This window comes from Enterobacter vonholyi (genome assembly GCF_040834095.1).
GTDB lineage: Bacteria > Pseudomonadota > Gammaproteobacteria > Enterobacterales > Enterobacteriaceae > Enterobacter > Enterobacter vonholyi.
In genome coordinates, this window is the sequence record NZ_CP162152.1 from 4,196,336 (window position 1) to 4,213,231 (window position 16,896).

At 57.1% G+C, this 16,896-nt stretch carries 9 protein-coding genes; 1 reads left to right on the plus strand and 8 read right to left on the minus strand.

All coding sequences use genetic code 11. From position 1 onward, the window contains the following. The first annotated feature begins 227 nt into the window (after positions 1-227). Positions 228-1,157, plus strand: a complete 930-nt coding sequence (locus tag AB3N39_RS19770; RefSeq protein WP_136195971.1) for a sugar kinase — start codon at positions 228-230, stop codon at positions 1,155-1,157. A 63-nt stretch (positions 1,158-1,220) separates the two neighbouring features. Here the strand turns inward: AB3N39_RS19770 and AB3N39_RS19775 are convergent, their stop codons facing one another. From AB3N39_RS19775 to bcsQ, 8 genes are all read right to left on the minus strand, one after another. After that, positions 1,221-2,714 (minus strand): pitrilysin family protein, encoded by a 1,494-nt coding sequence (locus tag AB3N39_RS19775; RefSeq protein ID WP_136195972.1) that lies wholly within the window; start codon positions 2,712-2,714, stop codon positions 1,221-1,223. Between the two features lie 226 nt (positions 2,715-2,940). Further along, positions 2,941-4,227 carry a dicarboxylate/amino acid:cation symporter gene (locus AB3N39_RS19780; RefSeq protein WP_023309587.1) on the minus strand — a complete coding sequence of 429 codons (1,287 nt, stop codon included), beginning with the start codon at positions 4,225-4,227 and terminating at the stop codon, positions 2,941-2,943. Positions 4,228-4,386: 159 nt separating this feature from the next. After that, the gene (hmsP, locus tag AB3N39_RS19785; RefSeq protein ID WP_115876802.1) at positions 4,387-6,393 is read right to left on the minus strand and encodes a biofilm formation regulator HmsP; all 2,007 of its coding nucleotides are present in this window, start codon (positions 6,391-6,393) and stop codon (positions 4,387-4,389) included. A gap of 119 nt (positions 6,394-6,512) precedes the next feature. Beyond that, on the minus strand, positions 6,513-9,995 hold the full coding sequence (bcsC, locus tag AB3N39_RS19790) for a cellulose synthase complex outer membrane protein BcsC (RefSeq protein ID WP_367896968.1): 3,483 nt from the start codon (positions 9,993-9,995) through the stop codon (positions 6,513-6,515). Then, positions 9,977-11,083: a cellulose synthase complex periplasmic endoglucanase BcsZ gene (gene bcsZ / locus AB3N39_RS19795; RefSeq protein ID WP_115876800.1), complete on the minus strand. Its 1,107-nt coding sequence runs from the start codon at positions 11,081-11,083 to the stop codon at positions 9,977-9,979. Before bcsZ ends, bcsC begins: the two co-directional genes overlap by 19 nt. Before the next feature lie 6 nt (positions 11,084-11,089). Continuing rightward, the gene (gene bcsB, locus AB3N39_RS19800; protein ID WP_115876799.1) at positions 11,090-13,510 is read right to left on the minus strand and encodes a cellulose biosynthesis cyclic di-GMP-binding regulatory protein BcsB; all 2,421 of its coding nucleotides are present in this window, start codon (positions 13,508-13,510) and stop codon (positions 11,090-11,092) included. Between the two features lie 10 nt (positions 13,511-13,520). Further along, on the minus strand, positions 13,521-16,136 hold the full coding sequence (gene bcsA, locus AB3N39_RS19805; RefSeq protein ID WP_133295303.1) for a UDP-forming cellulose synthase catalytic subunit: 2,616 nt from the start codon (positions 16,134-16,136) through the stop codon (positions 13,521-13,523). Continuing rightward, positions 16,133-16,885 (minus strand): cellulose biosynthesis protein BcsQ, encoded by a 753-nt coding sequence (gene bcsQ, locus AB3N39_RS19810; RefSeq protein WP_133295304.1) that lies wholly within the window; start codon positions 16,883-16,885, stop codon positions 16,133-16,135. Before bcsQ ends, bcsA begins: the two co-directional genes overlap by 4 nt. Positions 16,886-16,896: the final 11 nt, after the last annotated feature.

The window sequence follows — 16,896 nt, forward strand, 5'->3', positions numbered from 1 at the left end:
CAGATGTCCTGTTGTTGGGATAGCCTTTCTGGACTCGTCACAGGATTATCGGCGCGGCAATTGAGAACTTTATGTTCAATTCACCGGGAAAATGAAATTAAGATGACAGAAATGCGCGGGAACACGCGCTGGCTCAAATAAAATAATGGAACGTTGTTTTAATATAGTTGACCGGTTAATTCACTCAGCGCACACTGCTGATTATTCTTCTGTTCAGGTTCACGACTATGTCCAAAAAAATTGCCGTGATTGGCGAATGCATGATTGAACTGTCACAAAAAGGCGCTGAAGTCAGCCGCGGATTTGGTGGCGATACGTTAAACACGTCCGTTTATATTGCCCGCCAGGTCGCGCCTGAGGCGCTCACCGTGAACTACGTTACCGCCCTGGGAACGGACAGCTTCAGCCAGCAGATGCTGGAGGCGTGGCAGAGTGAACATGTTGAAACGTCGCTGATTCAGCGTATGGAAAACCGCCTCCCGGGACTTTATTACATCGAGACCGACAGCACCGGCGAACGCACGTTTTATTACTGGCGTAACGAAGCCGCGGCCAAATTCTGGCTGGAGAGCGACGCGGCTGCGGCCATCTGCGAAGAGCTGGCGACCTTTGACTATCTATATCTGAGCGGGATTAGCCTTGCGATTTTAAGCCCCACCAGCCGTGCAAAGCTGCTCTCGCTGCTGCGCGAATGCCGTGCAAACGGCGGCAAGGTTATTTTCGATAACAACTACCGCCCGCGCCTGTGGGGCAGCCGCGAAGAGACGCAGCAGGTCTATCAACAGATGCTGCAGTGCACCGACATCGCCTTCCTCACGCTCGACGATGAAGACGCCCTGTGGGGTGAGAAACCGGTAGAGGACGTGATTGCACGCACGCAGGCGGCTGGCGTGAGCGAAGTGGTGATTAAGCGCGGTGCGGAGTCTTGTCTGGTCGCGATTGCGGGTGAAACGCTGGTTGACGTTCCGGCGGTGAAGCTTGCCAAAGAGAAAGTGATTGATACCACGGCGGCGGGGGATTCATTCAGCGCGGGCTATCTGGCGGTACGTCTGACGGGTGGAACGCCGGAAGCGGCGGCACGGCGTGGGCACCTGACGGCCAGCACGGTGATTCAGTATCGCGGGGCGATTATTCCGCGCGAGGCGATGCCAGTTTAAGTAAGGTGCGGGCTGATGCCCTCACCCTAACCCTCTCCCACAGGGAGAGGGAATGTCTACGCATTACTGCCCCTGCGGAATATCCGTCGCGTCCGGATGTAAATCATCAGCCGTGGCGGCCTGCGCTGGCTGCGGCGCGTTAGCCATAATGGAATCCCAGGTTTTCTGAAGTTCCTTCATGTCATATTCCGGCTCGCCCTTCGGCTGCAGGAGGATCAACGCCATCTCCTGCGACAGCTGCTGACGGAGGTCCTGATTGAGCATATCGACGGTCAGACCGTTCAGGAAGTCCTGACGCAGTTTCTGGTACTGTTCCGGCGCAATGTCCACCACCTGGTTCTGCAGAGAGCGAATACGCTGGCTGATCAGAATGTCGGTATCGGCGCGAGCGTAGGTCGCAAACAGCTTCTGCAGCTCGAGTTTTTTCTGCGCCACGAGAGCGTTGAATTCCTCTTCGGAAAGCCCCTCTTTACGCACTTTTGCCAGTTCTTTTGCGACCACGCCCAGATTGGCATTCAGCTTATCGCCCGGCGACTCAACGTTGATGGCGCACTGCGCACGCTGGAACAGCACGCGGCAGTCAAAGCCAAGACCGATATTCTTCACGTTGTTCTTGCTCAGCGTCTGCTGAACGTGCCAGAACAGCGCTTCACGCGCCAGATCGGCACGCCAGTAGCGCAGCATCGCCGCGGACTCGCGGATGGGCTGCCAGGCGTTATCCCACATGACGGAGAGGCGATCCTGACGCACGGCGTCCGTCATAATGCTGACAGGCTCTGCACGTAGCGGAGAGAGTGTCGGAACAGGGGCTGGCGTTTCACGCTTACCTTTCAAATCACCAAATGCTTTGTTGATCTGCTCCACCACCGCGCGGCTGTCCACGTTACCCACCACGATCAGCGTCATGGCGTCCGGGGTGTACCACTTCTGGTAGAACGATTTTACCTGTTCGGCATCGACAGGCTGTTTCAGCGGTTCGGCCGGGTCATGTCCCAGTAACGTTGAGCCTTTCAGGCGGTAACGCCACCAGCCCTCTTTGGTATCTCCAGGCCAGGTCGCCACCATGTCGCTGTTACTCAACGCATAGTTGACGGTATCCGGCGTAATCGCCAGATTGCCAGAGGCATCGGAGAGATACGTAAGCGCTTCTTTAAGCAGGTCGTTACGGTTATTAGGCAGGCTCAGGTTAAACATGGTGTAGTCATACGAGACAACAGCCGGAGGAAGCGGGCGCTTCGGATCGATGGCCTGCTGCCAAAGTGAGCGCACCTGAACCGCTTGCAGGCTGCCGCTCTGCGTGAGCGCCAGCCGGGGAATAAAATGGCTAAAACCGGTTTGCTGAGTGCTTTCCGCGAGGGAACCGGTATTAATGGACAGACGGATTTCTACACGGTCACTGGGACGTTGCGGAGTGGCTAAAACCTGCCACTGAAAACCGTTCGCTAATGTCCCTTGTTGCCAGGCCGGGTCTGGCTGGAGCGCATCTGCCTGCACATAACTGGCTGCTGCCATCATCAGCAAACCGCCGGTTAAGAGTCGAATTTTTGTGCCCTGCATGTGAACCCCTGATCAACATTCCTGGTTAAAAAAGAGTGCCTCGCGACGCGCTTCACTCTTAAAGATGACGATGAAAACACGTCGATTAGACCGCGCGTTCGGCAAAACGTCACGGTCCGAAGTGAAATATACCCAAAAAAATCTTGTCGAATTATGACAGGTACGAACAGTTATTATGCGCAGGAGCCCGCATCCCGACAAGGGAATACGGGCATTTGTGACAAGATTAAGAGGTTAAGCCAGGATTTTTGCTGTCAGTTGAACGATTATTCAGAGTATCGTCGAGCTTTTTGTGATCCAGCTCTTTCACCCATTTCGCCACCACCACCGTTGCCACGCCGTTACCCACCAGGTTGGTTAACGCACGCGCCTCTGACATGAAGCGGTCAATACCGAGAATCAACGCCAGACCCGCCACCGGCAGGTGACCCACAGCGGAAATAGTAGCAGCCAGCACGATAAATCCGCTGCCCGTCACCCCTGCAGCGCCTTTAGAAGAGAGCAGGAGCACCACCAGCAGGGTAATCTGGTGGAAAATATCCATATGGCTGTTGGTCGCCTGAGCGATAAACACGGCCGCCATCGTCAGGTATATCGAGGTACCGTCCAGGTTGAAGGAGTAGCCCGTCGGGATCACCAGCCCGACCACCGATTTACGGCACCCCAGCTTTTCCATCTTGTCGAGCATACGCGGCAGCGCCGATTCTGAAGAGGAGGTCCCCAGAACAATCAGCAGCTCTTCGCGGATGTAACGGATAAATTTGAAGATGTTGAAACCCGTCGCGCGGGCGATGGAGCCCAGCACCACGACCACGAAAAGGATACAGGTGATATAGAAGCAGATAATCAGCTGACCCAGCTGCACCAGCGTACCGACGCCATACTTACCGATGGTAAAGGCCATCGCGCCGAAAGCACCGATCGGCGCCAGGCGCATGATCATATTGATGATGCCGAAAATTACCTGGGAGAAGCTTTCGATCACATTAAAGATAAGCTGGCCTTTGCTGCCCAGACGGTGCAGGGCAAAACCAAACATCACGGCAAACAGCAGAACCTGCAGGATGTTTCCGCTGGCGAACGCGCCAATGACGCTGCCCGGGATTACGTCCAGCAGGAATGCCACCACGCCCTGATCCTTCGCCTGCTCGGCATACACCGCGACCGCTTTGGCATCCAGCGTTGACGGGTCTACGTTCATCCCCGCGCCCGGCTGCACCACGTTGACGATGATCAGACCGATAATCAGCGCAAGGGTACTGACCACTTCAAAATAGAGAAGCGCCACTGCACCGGTACGACCGACCGCCTTCATGCTTTCCATGCCAGCGATGCCCGTCACGACGGTACAGAAGATCACCGGAGCGATGACCATTTTAATGAGCTTAACGAACGCGTCGCCAAGCGGTTTCATTTGCGCGCCCAGCTCAGGATAATAGTGACCCAGCAGAATACCGATGGCGATGGCTGTCAGGACCTGGAAATAAAGACTTTTGAAGAGTGAGGTTTTCATAAGGTGTCCTTGGGAAGAAAAACCACAGGTTTTGTAAGGTTATGGTTAACCTGCGGCTTTAAAATAACACCCACATAACAGGACAGAAATAAACTCAGTTCAAATTTGAAACACAAATGTTAAGAACTTTGAGCTGGCTCGCACAAGCCAGCAACAAAATTACACTTTTGCGTTATTGTCAGCACCAGAAAGGTATCGTTCTTCAAAGATATCCGAAGGGACTGCGGGGGCAAAAAGGAAGCCTTGTCCGCTCTCCACGCCCGCCTCTGCAAGCCAGGCGCGTTGCGCTTCGGTTTCAATCCCCTCGGCAATAAGATGCAGGTTGAGGCTACGCGCCATCTGGATAATCGCCTGCACCATGCTGCTGTCGCCCGGCAGACCGTCGACAAACGCTTTGTCAATTTTGAGCACATCTACCGGAAGGGTTTTCATGTGCTGAAGCTGACGCAGCCCGGCGTATCCCATGCCAAAATCGTCCAGGGCAATGCGAATACCGGCATTACGCAGCGGTTTGAGAATCGCGACCGCCTGATTAGGATCGTCGATGCGTCGGCTCTCCGTCACTTCCAGAGTTAACGTATCAGGCTTGATTCGGTAACGATGGATCAGCTCCAGCATCTCTGAAACCATGGTCGGGTGCATAAGCTGCATAGCAGACAAATTGACCGACAGCGGCAGCGTCACGCCGCGCTCCTGCCAGGCGGCCAGCTGACGGCAGGACTCTTCCAGCACCCAGTAGCCGACGGTAACCATCAGGCCGCAGGACTCAATGCGCTCAATCAGCCCTTCCGGCAGTTCCCATGAACCATCCGGCTGCTGCACGCGCAGCAGTGCCTCGGCGCTTTTCACTTCTCCCGTCAGCAAATTCATCTGCGGCTGTAGCCAGAGGGCAAACTGCCGGTTATCCAGCGCGGTCAGGATGTCGCTCTCTTCCGTCAGGCGCTGCTGCGCCTTTTCCATCTGCTCCGGTTCAAAGAACTGGATCTGATTTTTCCCTTTGCGCCGGGCGGTAAACGCCGCCGAGAACGCGCGACGATAAAGCTGCTCCGCCGTTAAATCACCATAGTACATGGCGATACCGATACTGGCGCTCGGACGAAGCTGGATACCCTGAATGGGCAACCGCTCATTAATGACAGTGAGTACTTGCTGACCTAAGGTGATCGCATGCCACGGTTCTTTTACGCCGTTGGCAATCACCACCAGATCGTAACCGCTGACCTGGGTCAGCACCATGCGCGGGGCAAGGACAGATTTGATCTTTTCCACCAGGGTGAGCAGCAGCATTTCGCGCTGGCTCTCCTGAAGCACGCCAGCCGTGTCCTGCAAGGTTTCACAGGCGATAACCATCAGCGCCGTAGTTTGCTGACGGGCAACGGTCTGCTCCAGCATCGCCATCAGGAAGGCTTTATTGGGGAGCTCCGATACCGGAAAACGGGTGGCGCTGCTGTTTAATTCATCCTGCTGACGCTGGATGCGCTGCTGATTGAGGTTGTAGCTGCGCACCAGCATACCTATCTCATCGTCATGATGCAGACGCGGCAGCTCAAGCTGATGTCCCATCTGATCCTGCGGCGCAAGCGTATTCAGCTCACGGGCGATACGGCGCAGCGGATGAACAATCAGCCGGTTAATGCACCAGGTGAGCGCCACGCTGAGAATAAGCGTCATAAGTAAGCAAGTGGTCACTAACGTAACCACCCAGCTCATGACGAATTTATACATGCGGTAGGAGTCCGCCTGCAAAACCAGGTAGGCCAGCGGCTGCGGATTCGCAGGGCGTTCAAGCGAATAAACGGGAAGCGAAATTTGCACCGGCAGTTCAAACAGGCGCATCACCATCATCGGGACGGGACGCTCCGGGATAAAGCTCATCCGCAGCGCCTGAAACTGGTTGGGCAAGACGACATCGGCGCGGCTAACGACGCCGGCAGGCTGAATACGTTTTAAAATGGTTTCCGCTTCGGGAATATCCCCTTTCAGGATAGAGGCAGAAAGCGGGCCACGCACCGAGCGGGCGATACTTTCTAACTGCGAAGCCGTGTTATAGCGATTCTGCTGTACGGAATGAAACAGCAAAATTACGCAGAAGAGCAGGACAAACAGCATGGTGACGGCAGAGACCATCGCCATCTGTTTGATTGTTAAGGAACGGCTGACACGCAAAATGACTCTCCACAAAACTCGAAGCGCAGGGCGCGCCAGGGTGTAAACCCGGCGCGCCTGAGTATACCCGATTGCCGCGCTATTAAGAGAGACTTACAAATGGATTAAGGAAAATCCGATTACCAGTCCGCGTAAGGGATGAGCGGCTGCGGCGGTAAGTCCATATCGCCCTGCCAGCCTGCGGCAGAGTAGCGCACATAGATCAGCGCATGGCTTGGGGTATAGTCTTTCGCCTCCTGAATATCCACGCCCATGCCTACAAACCAGTTGGACGTTACGCGGCGCTCGATAATGGCCCGCGCGGTATAACCCGTTCCTGATGAACTGCTGCCGGTTTCCATTGCGCCCCGGTCGGTATAGCGGTCTGGCTCATCGGTCGGGATCAGATTCTGGATCGGGTAGCGCAGTTCGTCTTTGGTTTTCGAGTGAGACCAGGAGACCGAGCCACCCAGCTCCCAGGACCAGTTCTCCGTGCGTTTACGCCAGGTCACCGGCAGTGCGAAGGAGACGTACTCCTGCGGACTGTAGTAACCGCCCTGACCCAGGGTATACCCGCTCAGGTCTTTGTCGTAGTGCCAGAGCATATTGGAGACGCCGACCGTCAGGCGCTCATTGTTTTTATTAATGAGCTTGTAGTAGTAACCCGTCATCCAGCGGACGCGCCAGTTATCCTCAACATTTTTACCCGTCAGCGTTTCCGCATTCAGGCTCGACCAGATGCCGTTCGCTTCACCTTTGTCATAGCTCATGCTTACGCCGCCACCGGTGGCACGTACGCCGCCCCAGGTGGTGCCGGTGTTGGTATCTTTTTGCCCGGCGAACGCCAGCAGAGAGCTGGAGATTGGGCGACGATGGGCGTTAACGGTATAGCCGATGGGGCCCAGATCGCTGCTGTAGCTGATGCCGCCCACCACGTCGACAACGTCAAAGCCCATCGGCGTGGTGCCAATATCCATCGCCCAGGTTTTATTCTGCCAGCCGACGGCAACGCTTGCGCCATTGTCGGACTGATGGGTATTGCCGCTACACGGCGTTTCGTAGCAGGTCCCCCATTTAGGATCGTAGGTTCCGTTATTGTTATCAAATGAACCAGCGTCCATGTTGACCAGATCGCTTCTGAAGAACATGCGCCCGTCAGAGAGCGGGGCATCCACCTGCAGCATGGTAGTATGCGCTTTCAGGTCGGAATAGCCGCCCGTGCCGCTGGAGCCCCAGTAGTCGTGCTGCAGCGTGACGTTAACATCCTGCTGACGGTACAAGTCACCGGCATCACTGCGCACGCCGCGTTTCAGCCAGTCGTCTTTTTCATCGTTACGCGTCAGACGAGTGAAACTGTCGTTATCCACCGGACGCGTCGTGGTGATGCCAGACGACACCATCGCGTCTTTGTAGGTTTCCAGTGCCTGCTGAGGCTGCCCGTTTTGCGCCTGGAAACGCGCGGCATCACGCAGCACCAGCGCGTTTTCCATGGAGCCGGGCTGCGATTTAGCCTGCGGAATAATTTTATTGAAGGTCTGTTCTGCGGCGGCGGAATCGCCCAGACCCGCCTGCGCCATCGCGATGCGGCGCTGCATATTGAGCGACAGCGGCTGACCGTTTTGCGCGGCGGGCAGCTTCGCCAGCTCCGAGCGCGCGGCATCTTTGTTACCCTGAGCGCTATAAATCTCGGTCAGGCCGAGGATGGCGTCTTCGTTCTGCGGTTCACGCTGCAGAACGGCGTTGTACGTCGTTTTTGCCGAGTCCAGATCGCCACGCTGCTGCGCCCAGTCCGCCAGCGTCAGGTCGATGCGGGTGGAGGTTGGCTGCTGGCGCAAAAGGTTTTCAGCCTCCTGCTCTTTGCCGCTGTCGCGCAGACGGTTGGCGGTTTCCAGCACCTGGTTACTTTGCAGACGGTCAGCAAGCTCCTGAATATTGCCGTTCCACTGGCTTCGCGGCAGCGTATCCAGATGCGCCAGCGCGGCGCGGTCCTGATCGTTTCCGGAAAGATAGAGCCCGTTGGCATAAACCTGATCCGGGTCGGACGGTTTCTGGCTGGCAAGCTGACGCATCAGGGTATCCGCCTGGCTGCGCTGACCCGCGCTGTAGAGATCGCGCGAGAGACGATAGGTTATCCATACATCGCCGGGAGAGAGCGCCAGACGACGACGCTGAATCTCTGCCGCCTGAGCGTATTTCCCCTGATTTTCAAGCTGCTCGGCCTGGGCGGAGAGCTGTTCGTTGGTCAGGCTACGTTCAATATCATCTATGCTTCTGCGCTGGCTGGCGGAGAGAGACTGGATAAACTGCGAGGCTTTCTCCGGGGACTGCGCACGGTAAATATTGGCCAGACCGCGGACCGCATTGCTGTTGCCGCTGTCCATTCGCAGCGCCTGACGGTAATAACGCTCCGCCGCGTCGTTATCTTTACGCGCCGCGGCGGCGTCGCCCAGCCCCAGCACGGCATAGCTGTCGGTATTGTCGATACTGCGTGCCTGCTGATAGTAACGCTCCGCCTGCGCCGGGTTATTCGCCTTCAGCGCCGCATCGCCCTGCTGGATCAGCAGCCAGTAGCGGTTAACCTTCAGCAAACTGTCCCATTTACCCCGGTTATCGCTCTGGGGATCGAGGGCAATTGCCTTTTCAAACTGTGCCACCGCGCGGGCGCGGTCGCCTTTCTGGGAATAAGCCTGTCCCAGGGCACCCACCGCTTCACTGTCGGCATGGTTGGCGCTGACGGCTTTTTGCAGCTCCGCCACCGCCTTACTGCCCTGCCCGGCATCCACCGCCGCCAGCCCTTCCGCTTTCGCGCGGAATGCAGGGTCAGCGAGCTGTTTTTGCTGGGCTTCAAGCTGGGCACGCGCCGCCGCGACGCTATCACCGTCGCTGAATACGCTCAGGTATTTTTGCAGCGCGCTAACGCTCGCGCTGCTGGCAGGCTGGTCTTTGATTTGGTCATACCACATATCAGACGCCTGGCTGCGCCCGTTGGTGGATTTAGCCATCTCCTGCAATAGCGCAAAGCCTTCGTCACGGCGTCCGCTCTGGAACAGAAGCTGGGACAGCGTCGCCTGCAGCTGTGTATTTCCGGGGCTGCTGCTGTTTATTTTCTTGAGCTGGTTAATGGCTGCATTCCGGCGAGCAGGATCTTTCGCCACCACGTTCCAGTATTCCGTCGCCACGTCGCCGCCCGGTGGGTTGCCGTCAAACAGCTTGTCATAGGCTGCAATCGCCTCCTGCGTGTGTCCCGTGGTGGCGAGCAATCGCGCCTGCTGGAGCTGCTGGCGGCCATCCGGAGTGGAAAGCAGCATCGTATTGCGTGATGACTGGTACGCGCTCGAGCCCGGCGCGATCCCTTTCAGACGGTCCAGCTCTTTTTGCGCGCCGGCGTTATCGCCCTGGCGCAGCAGGTAGCGAAAGCGTGCGGCAATGACGTCAGGGTTGTTCGGGTCAATCAGCTCCAGACGATAAAGCGACTGACGAACCAAATCCTCACGCTGTGTCGATTCGCCCAGCCGAACCTGTTCCAGCAGCTGTTTCTGCTGCGGAGAGTTGGCGGCCTGGGCCCACGGCATAAGCGCCAGGCCAAGCGATAAAGTGAGTAGATTTACTGTGAACTTGCGCATTCCTGGCCCCAATCCGGTATTAATTCACCTTTTGCGGTGAAGCGAAAACGATGCTGATCCCATCCTTGCCCAAAGAGAGTCAGCACGTAGCTGTAATAGGCATTATTATCGGGAAAATGGTCTGCAACGCGCTGGCGCTGAACCGCCTGGGCATCACGTTGTTGTAAAAACGGCAGCATGGCGGCAGAGAACCCGACCGGACCATTCCCGGTGCGTTTACCCGTCGCCACATCCACTTTCTCCGGCGGCACACCCCGTTTCATTGTCTTGGCCGCCATCGGCTGGAAGCGCGTCAGCAGCCGGGCTTTCTGAGGATCTTTATCACTCATCATTCCCACCCAGAGATAAACGCGGATGGCATCGTAGCCGCCCACCAGCGATTTATCCTGCTGTAACCGCCAGCCTTTGTTTTTCTGATACTGCACCCAGTCCGGCGAAAATCCTTTCGGCGCACTCTCCAGCAGCAGGCGCTGATTGGTTTCACGAAGCGTGGTCCACGGGGTACCAAAACGCGTGAAATAACTCGCTAGCTGCGGAGGAAGATAGCTGGGATTAAAGCGCCATACGTTCTCATCGGCAAAGCCGACTTTACCGGGAAGCAGCATTGCGCCGAGCCCCGGGACTTTCACCACTTCCTCGCTGACAATGCGTTTCAGCAGCGCTTTACCCGTGCGGGTATAATCCGGATGTTTCCACAGTCGACCCGCTTCGAGCAGTGACCAGGCGATCCAGACATCGGCGTCAGAGGCGGAGTTAGTATCAATCACCGCCCACGTCTCTTTATCTTTCTGACCCCATAGCCAGGCAGGCAGATGGTCGTTGAGATCGCCGCTGGCAAGATTATCGCGCGTCCAGGTCAGCAGCTGGTCAAAAGATTTGCGATCGTTCGCCGCCAGGGCAAAGAACAGGGCGTAGCTTTGCCCTTCCGAGGTCGTAATTTTGCGCGTGTCGCTGGGATCAACGACACGCCCGCCCTCGCTGATGTAGTCCTTTTTAAACTGCTCCCAGGCAGGCCAGGTACAGGCGGCGCGAAGAGGTAGCGCCGCCAGCATCACCGCTGCTAATACACACCAGCGAAAGGCTTTCATCACATCTTACTCATCCGGGTTCAGACGACGACGGCTGATGATTCGCAGCAGACGCCACAGCACCCATGCCAGCAAGACCACGCTGACCGCAGCCAGGATGGCGAGCAGAACCGGATGGTTAGCCAGCGCATACCACAGGCGTTCAAACCACGGCAGATGGCCTACGTAGTACACATCGCCCACGCGCAGGCTATTGACGCCGGACTCACGGATCACCGACACGGAACCAAACATCGCGGCACGTTTACCGCTGTCGTTCATGGCCGTATTGAGCAGTTCATACCCGCGCGGGCTGTCCGCGAGGAGAGCCACCACGCTACGCTGTTCGTTGTAAGGTGACTGGAAGCCGACCACCGCGGCCATTGCCCCCTGAGACGTTACCGTCGTCTGCGCGCTGGCCTGACGATCGTTCACATCCGGCATAATGCTCGGGAACTCGGTCTGGCGCAGCGGCGTGTTAACCCAGGACTGAGCCGCTTTCACCAGCAGATCGATACGTTTGTCATCCTTCAGCTTGTCCGGAATGGTACCGATCACCATGATGTCAGCGTCTTTGTTCTGAATCTGGCTGCCATCGTCCGTCAACGTAACGTTAATCGCCGGTAATCCCGTCTGTCCTCCAACGGTCGCCATGGTATCCAGCAGGGTCGTTACCTGCCCTTCAGTTGGCGCTTTTGGCATTACTACGATGGACTCAGAAAGATCGGCCATGCGGCTGAACGGGAAGCCCGCGTTAGCAAAGGCGCGCAGATCCGGCATCGCCAGGAAGTGATAGTACTTCGAGAAGTCGATGGTCGACTCATCGCCAATCACAACGTGGTTCTGTACGGGCTGGAAGGTGATGCAGTTTTCCGCAGAACCGCCAGGCATTGGGTTCATGTACTGGAAGTCAAAGCGCAGCTGGTTTATCGCGCCAAGCTTCAGTGCCGGAATAGAGACATCCGTTTTGCCATCCAGAAGACCCTGCAGCACCGGCAGGCGAAGCATCAGGCGGTTAGTATCCTGCGTGCTTTGCAGGCTGAAGGATTGCAGGAACTGGTTGTTCAGGCTGATATCCATGCGCGAGCTGTCTTTGGTCGCTGGCGCGGTATAGCGGTAGTTCAGATTGATATCAATGCCGTTGGTACGCAGCAGGTACAGATCCGGCGGCAGATTCAGCGACAGGCTAATCGGCGCTGGCTCAAGCCCCGTCGCCTGCAGCTGTTCTTCATAGGTTTTCAGCTCACCGAATGTCACCGCACGGTCGGTACGCACCCAGTTTGGCGCATCATAAGGTTTACGCGCCAGCAGCGGTTTGACCTCATCCACCACCACGCTGTTGCCGCGGAAAAGGACGTTACCCTGAGCAATGGCTTTTGCTGCCTGCACCAGGTCTTTATCATCACGACCAAAGACCACCAGCAGCTTCACGTACGGGTTTTCCGGGTGGCTTATCATCTCAACGGTCGGCGCTTTGACGTCCGGACGATCGCGCAGGAAGGCCGGGCGTTTCGCGTTGGTCGCAAACACAATGGCATTTCTGTCCGGCAGTTTGTCATACATCGCCGGGAAGCTCTGTCCACGCCAGCCCGCGCGTGAACCAAACCAGGACGCCACAATGGTGGCCGCCAGCTGTTCGGTCACGTCCGGGGACGAGGCAAACACCATCGGCAGCGTGAGCGGACGGTTATCACGCGGATCAAAGAACGGAACCGGGAATGCGGAGAGATCGTTTTTCAGCGCCAGCGACTGGTAGGTCATCTGCAGCGAGGAGTTACGTCCGACGTCCATCCACAGCGTGTTGCTGGCCGGGTTTTCGCAGACATCGCGGTAGTGACCGACAAACTCCAGGCGAATACGGTTAAAATCGGTGATGAACAGCGGGTTGATCGGCACCTGAGCCTGAGTTTTCTTGCCCAGCTGCTCTTTCGTGACCGGCAGTACGTCCATCAGCTCGTCATTCAGGTAGACCTTCAGCTGAGACTGCGTCGGCAGCAGAGACGGCGACGGGGTGTATTCAAGGTTCAGCACCGCATTAGAGACGACCTCATCGCTGCGCATGCCAAACTCAATGCCGCCGTTAGGGTTGATGCCGCGCAGCACCATGCTGCCCGGAGGCGGCGCAATTTGCGCGAAGGTCAGCTTCACGTCGCGCGACGGCGCATTGTCCGCAACGACGGGCGCATTCGCCCCCCGGACGCCCGGCATCACCTGCCCGATGACCTGGCCGTCTGCCGGCAATGTGTTCCCCTCCGTCGGCTGGTTCGGCGTGATATTTTCTGTTTGGCCAGGTGCCGCGGTGACAACCGGATCGGTTGCTTGCGCGACGACAGGTACCGTTGGCGCAGGCGTTGCCGCTGCGTTACCCGGGGCTGCGTTAGCCATTGTTGCGGGGATCGCATTCATCCCCATTGCCACTGCACATAACCAGGAAAGTTTTGTTTTCATCGCGTTATCATCATTGTTGAGCCATAACCGGGTCCGCCTGCTTCGCCTCATCCCGCTCAGGACGACGAGGAATGAACGACACGACCCAGGAAACCAGCGAAGTAAGTGACCGGAAAATTAATTTCACCGACGACGGGGCAAATTCTGCAAGGTGACGATAGCCACGGAACCCCAGCTTCAGAATATCCAGCAGGCTTTCCAGAGGTTTATCTTCCGGGAAGCTGTCCTGCCAGAGAGCCCACGTATCCGCGCGGGCAAACGTACACTGCACAAAATCGATATGTTGCTTTTTGGTCAACGGCATCAGCTGCAGACCGACTTCATTGCCCGCCACGCGAACAACCTGCGTCGGGAAGACATACTCCTGCTGACCGCGCTTAAGCAGCAGGTTAACTTTTTGCCCTTCCAGCACCTTCGCCTGGCCGTTGATTTTGATCCCCAGACCGCCGTCAGAGAAGTCATGCACGGTACAGGAGAAGAGGTGGCCATCTTCACGGGCAATCGCCGCAGGCATGCAGATTTCAACACGATGCGCACGACGAACCTGTTTGCTTTCCACCGACACCGCCACCGCGCCGCCGAGGATAATCAGGTTGTAGAAGACCCATGCCATACTGACGAAGACGGTCAGGATTTCGTTTTCCGGGCCGTAGAAGTAACGCCAGATACCCGCAATGACGCCCACGATATTCAGCAGCACCAGGAAGATATACGGCCGGGAGATCACCCAGTCGACGTACTCCTCCTCCACCAGCCCGCCCTTCGCGGTGACGTTGAATTTACCTTTGTGCGGATTAATCAGCGCCACCATCGTCGGCGGCGCGATGTACCAGGCCAGCACCGTTTCGTAGATTTCACTCCAGAAGGAGTGGCGGTATTTACCCTGTATCTTCGAGTTCGTCAGGCTCGCGTGGATCATGTGCGGCAGAACAAACAGCGCAATCATCAGCGCGGGAGCGTAGATGATATAAGCGTGCAGAAGCAGGAACGCCAGCGGCGCGGTCAGGAAGATTAGCCGCGGAATGCCGGACAAGAAGTGGAACATGGCGTTGACGTAGCAGAGACGCTGCGCCAGCTTGAGTCCTTTCCCGATCAGAGGGTTATCGAGACGGAAAATCTGCACCATCCCGCGCGCCCAGCGAATACGCTGGCCAATGTGCGCCGACAGTGACTCCGTTGCCAGACCGGCTGCCTGAGGAATACGCATATAGGCAGAGGTATAGCCACGACGGTGCAGGCGCAGAGAGGTGTGCGCATCTTCAGTTACCGTTTCGACGGCGATACCGCCAATTTCATCCAGCGGTTTACGGCGGATAACCGCACAGGAGCCGCAGAAGAAGGTGGCATCCCACATATCGTTCCCGTCCTGCACCAGGCCATAGAACAGGGTGCCTTCGTTCGGGGTCTTACGGAAGCGGCCAAGGTTACGTTCAAACGGGTCCGGCGAGAAGAAGTGGTGCGGCGTCTGCATCATCGCCAGCTCTTTCTCCTTCAGGAACCAGCCCATGGTCATCTGCAGGAAAGAGCGCGTCGGCACGTGGTCACAGTCAAAGATCGAGACAAACTCCCCGGAGGCATACTTCAACGCGTTGTTGATGTTACCCGCCTTAGCGTGTTCGTGAGTCGGACGGGCGATGTATTCGACGCCGACCTCCTCCGCGAACTGGCGGAACGCCGGGCGGTTGCCGTCATCCAGGATCCAGACCTTGAGCTTGTCTTTCGGCCAGTCGATACCCAGCGCAGCATAAATCGTGTTCTTCACCACGCTCAGGTCTTCGTTGTAGGTCGGCACGAAGAGATCGACGGTTGGCCACTGGGTCGTGTCCTTTGGCAGCGGAACCGGCTGGCGGTTGAGCGGCCAAATCACCTGGAAATAGCCCAGCACCAGCACGATCCAGGCGTAGGTTTCTGCAAACAGCAGCACCAGACCGCATACCAGGCTGACCGGGTCGTCCCAGTTCAGGGTTGAGGTATAACGCCACCAGATGTAGCGACAGGAGACGGTCAGCGACAATACGATCAGCATCAGCGCCGAGAAGCGGCCCGGAATACGGCGGACCAGCAGCGCCACGCCCCACAGCAGGATCAGGAAGGTGAACTGCGCCAGAGGGTTGAAAGGCTGCGTAATACAGACCAGCGCCAGAATGAGCGAGAACACGACGATCACGCCGAGGATAAAACGCCGCAGGCCCGGATGGAGATGTCCGAGCTCTTTATGGTTATCCAGATGGCTGGTCTTATCGCTTACGCTGTTGGGCAGCCTGTCCAGCCACTGATGGTAGCGTTCACGTAACTGCTGCACGCGGGAGAAGCTCCGCCAGTGCGGCGTTTTTGTCTCCGCGCGGGATGAGGTCGCCACCAGCCAGATGGCCTGAATGAGATAACGCGCCGGATCCAGTGGACGCGGCCGGTCAGGATTAATGTGCGGATACAATTCACTGTGCCGGGCACGTATGCGCTGCCAGCGCGGGTGTTCGAGTGGAATAAACATCCAGGCCAGAATCATCCAGAAACAGCCGAGCGCGGCGCTGAATGCCGACGCGCCGTGACGGCGAAAATGCCGGTAATGTTCGCTCAAACGCGAACTGACCGGTGGGATGAGTAACCAGCTGGCGAGACGACTCATACATCACTCCCTGCATGCTCCGCCCGGTTGGCGAAGTTCAGCAGACACCAGTTAGCCAGCGTCAGGATCTCTTCTGCCGCCAGTGAATCGCTGCGGTATTCGCCGAGCGGTTGCTTAGACGCAAGACATTCCGCCATTCCCTCATCACGATGAATGACAATAGGAAGCAAACGGCGCTGGCTTTGCAGCCACACCTGATAGAGATCGTCCTGTATCTGGCTGCCAATTCGCAAATCGTTAATCAGAATATGAGCGTTCTGAGGTAGCCCCTGCTGATGCAGGCGGATATGGCAGTTCGCATCAACGTTAACGATCGAGAGGATATGATCGCACTGCGCGATAAGCTGTCTGGTCAGCGTACCGGCGCCGTGGGGCAGATCCAGCAGGATCCATTTGTAGTGCCCCTTTTCTTTCAGGGCCTGCAGCGCCAGCGTGAACTGCGAAAAGAGGCGCTGATACGCGGCTTCATTTTCGCGTTCCGTGGTGGTCAGTTGACCAAACGGCAGCAGATCGAGCTGGGAGGTATAGCGCATCCCCGCATCCTGCCAGTCTTTATCATCAAGCAGCGCGCGGGCCCAGCCCTCTTCACGAGTAAAGTCGACGTTAAACGACATACGCAACAAATTATCGGCGCAGGCGTCAATAACCAGCACCGATTCACCTAAAAGCTGTAATGACCACGCCAGCGCCGCGGTAACTGATGTGGTACCCACACCGCCACGGACACCCTGTAATCCGAGTATGGCCATCAATGGCTCCC

Excerpts from the sequence above, each read along its gene's own strand:
- AB3N39_RS19770 (WP_136195971.1), top strand. The coding sequence starts at position 228 with ATGTCCAAAAAAATTGCCGTGATTGGCGAATGCATGATTGAACTGTCA.
- AB3N39_RS19780 (WP_023309587.1), bottom strand. The coding sequence starts at position 4,227 with ATGAAAACCTCACTCTTCAAAAGTCTTTATTTCCAGGTCCTGACAGCC.
- bcsZ (WP_115876800.1), bottom strand. The coding sequence starts at position 11,083 with ATGAAAGCCTTTCGCTGGTGTGTATTAGCAGCGGTGATGCTGGCGGCG.
- bcsQ (WP_133295304.1), bottom strand. The coding sequence starts at position 16,885 with ATGGCCATACTCGGATTACAGGGTGTCCGTGGCGGTGTGGGTACCACA.
- bcsA (WP_133295303.1), bottom strand. The coding sequence starts at position 16,136 with ATGAGTCGTCTCGCCAGCTGGTTACTCATCCCACCGGTCAGTTCGCGT.
- bcsC (WP_367896968.1), bottom strand. The coding sequence starts at position 9,995 with ATGCGCAAGTTCACAGTAAATCTACTCACTTTATCGCTTGGCCTGGCG.
- bcsB (WP_115876799.1), bottom strand. The coding sequence starts at position 13,510 with ATGAAAACAAAACTTTCCTGGTTATGTGCAGTGGCAATGGGGATGAAT.
- AB3N39_RS19775 (WP_136195972.1), bottom strand. The coding sequence starts at position 2,714 with ATGCAGGGCACAAAAATTCGACTCTTAACCGGCGGTTTGCTGATGATG.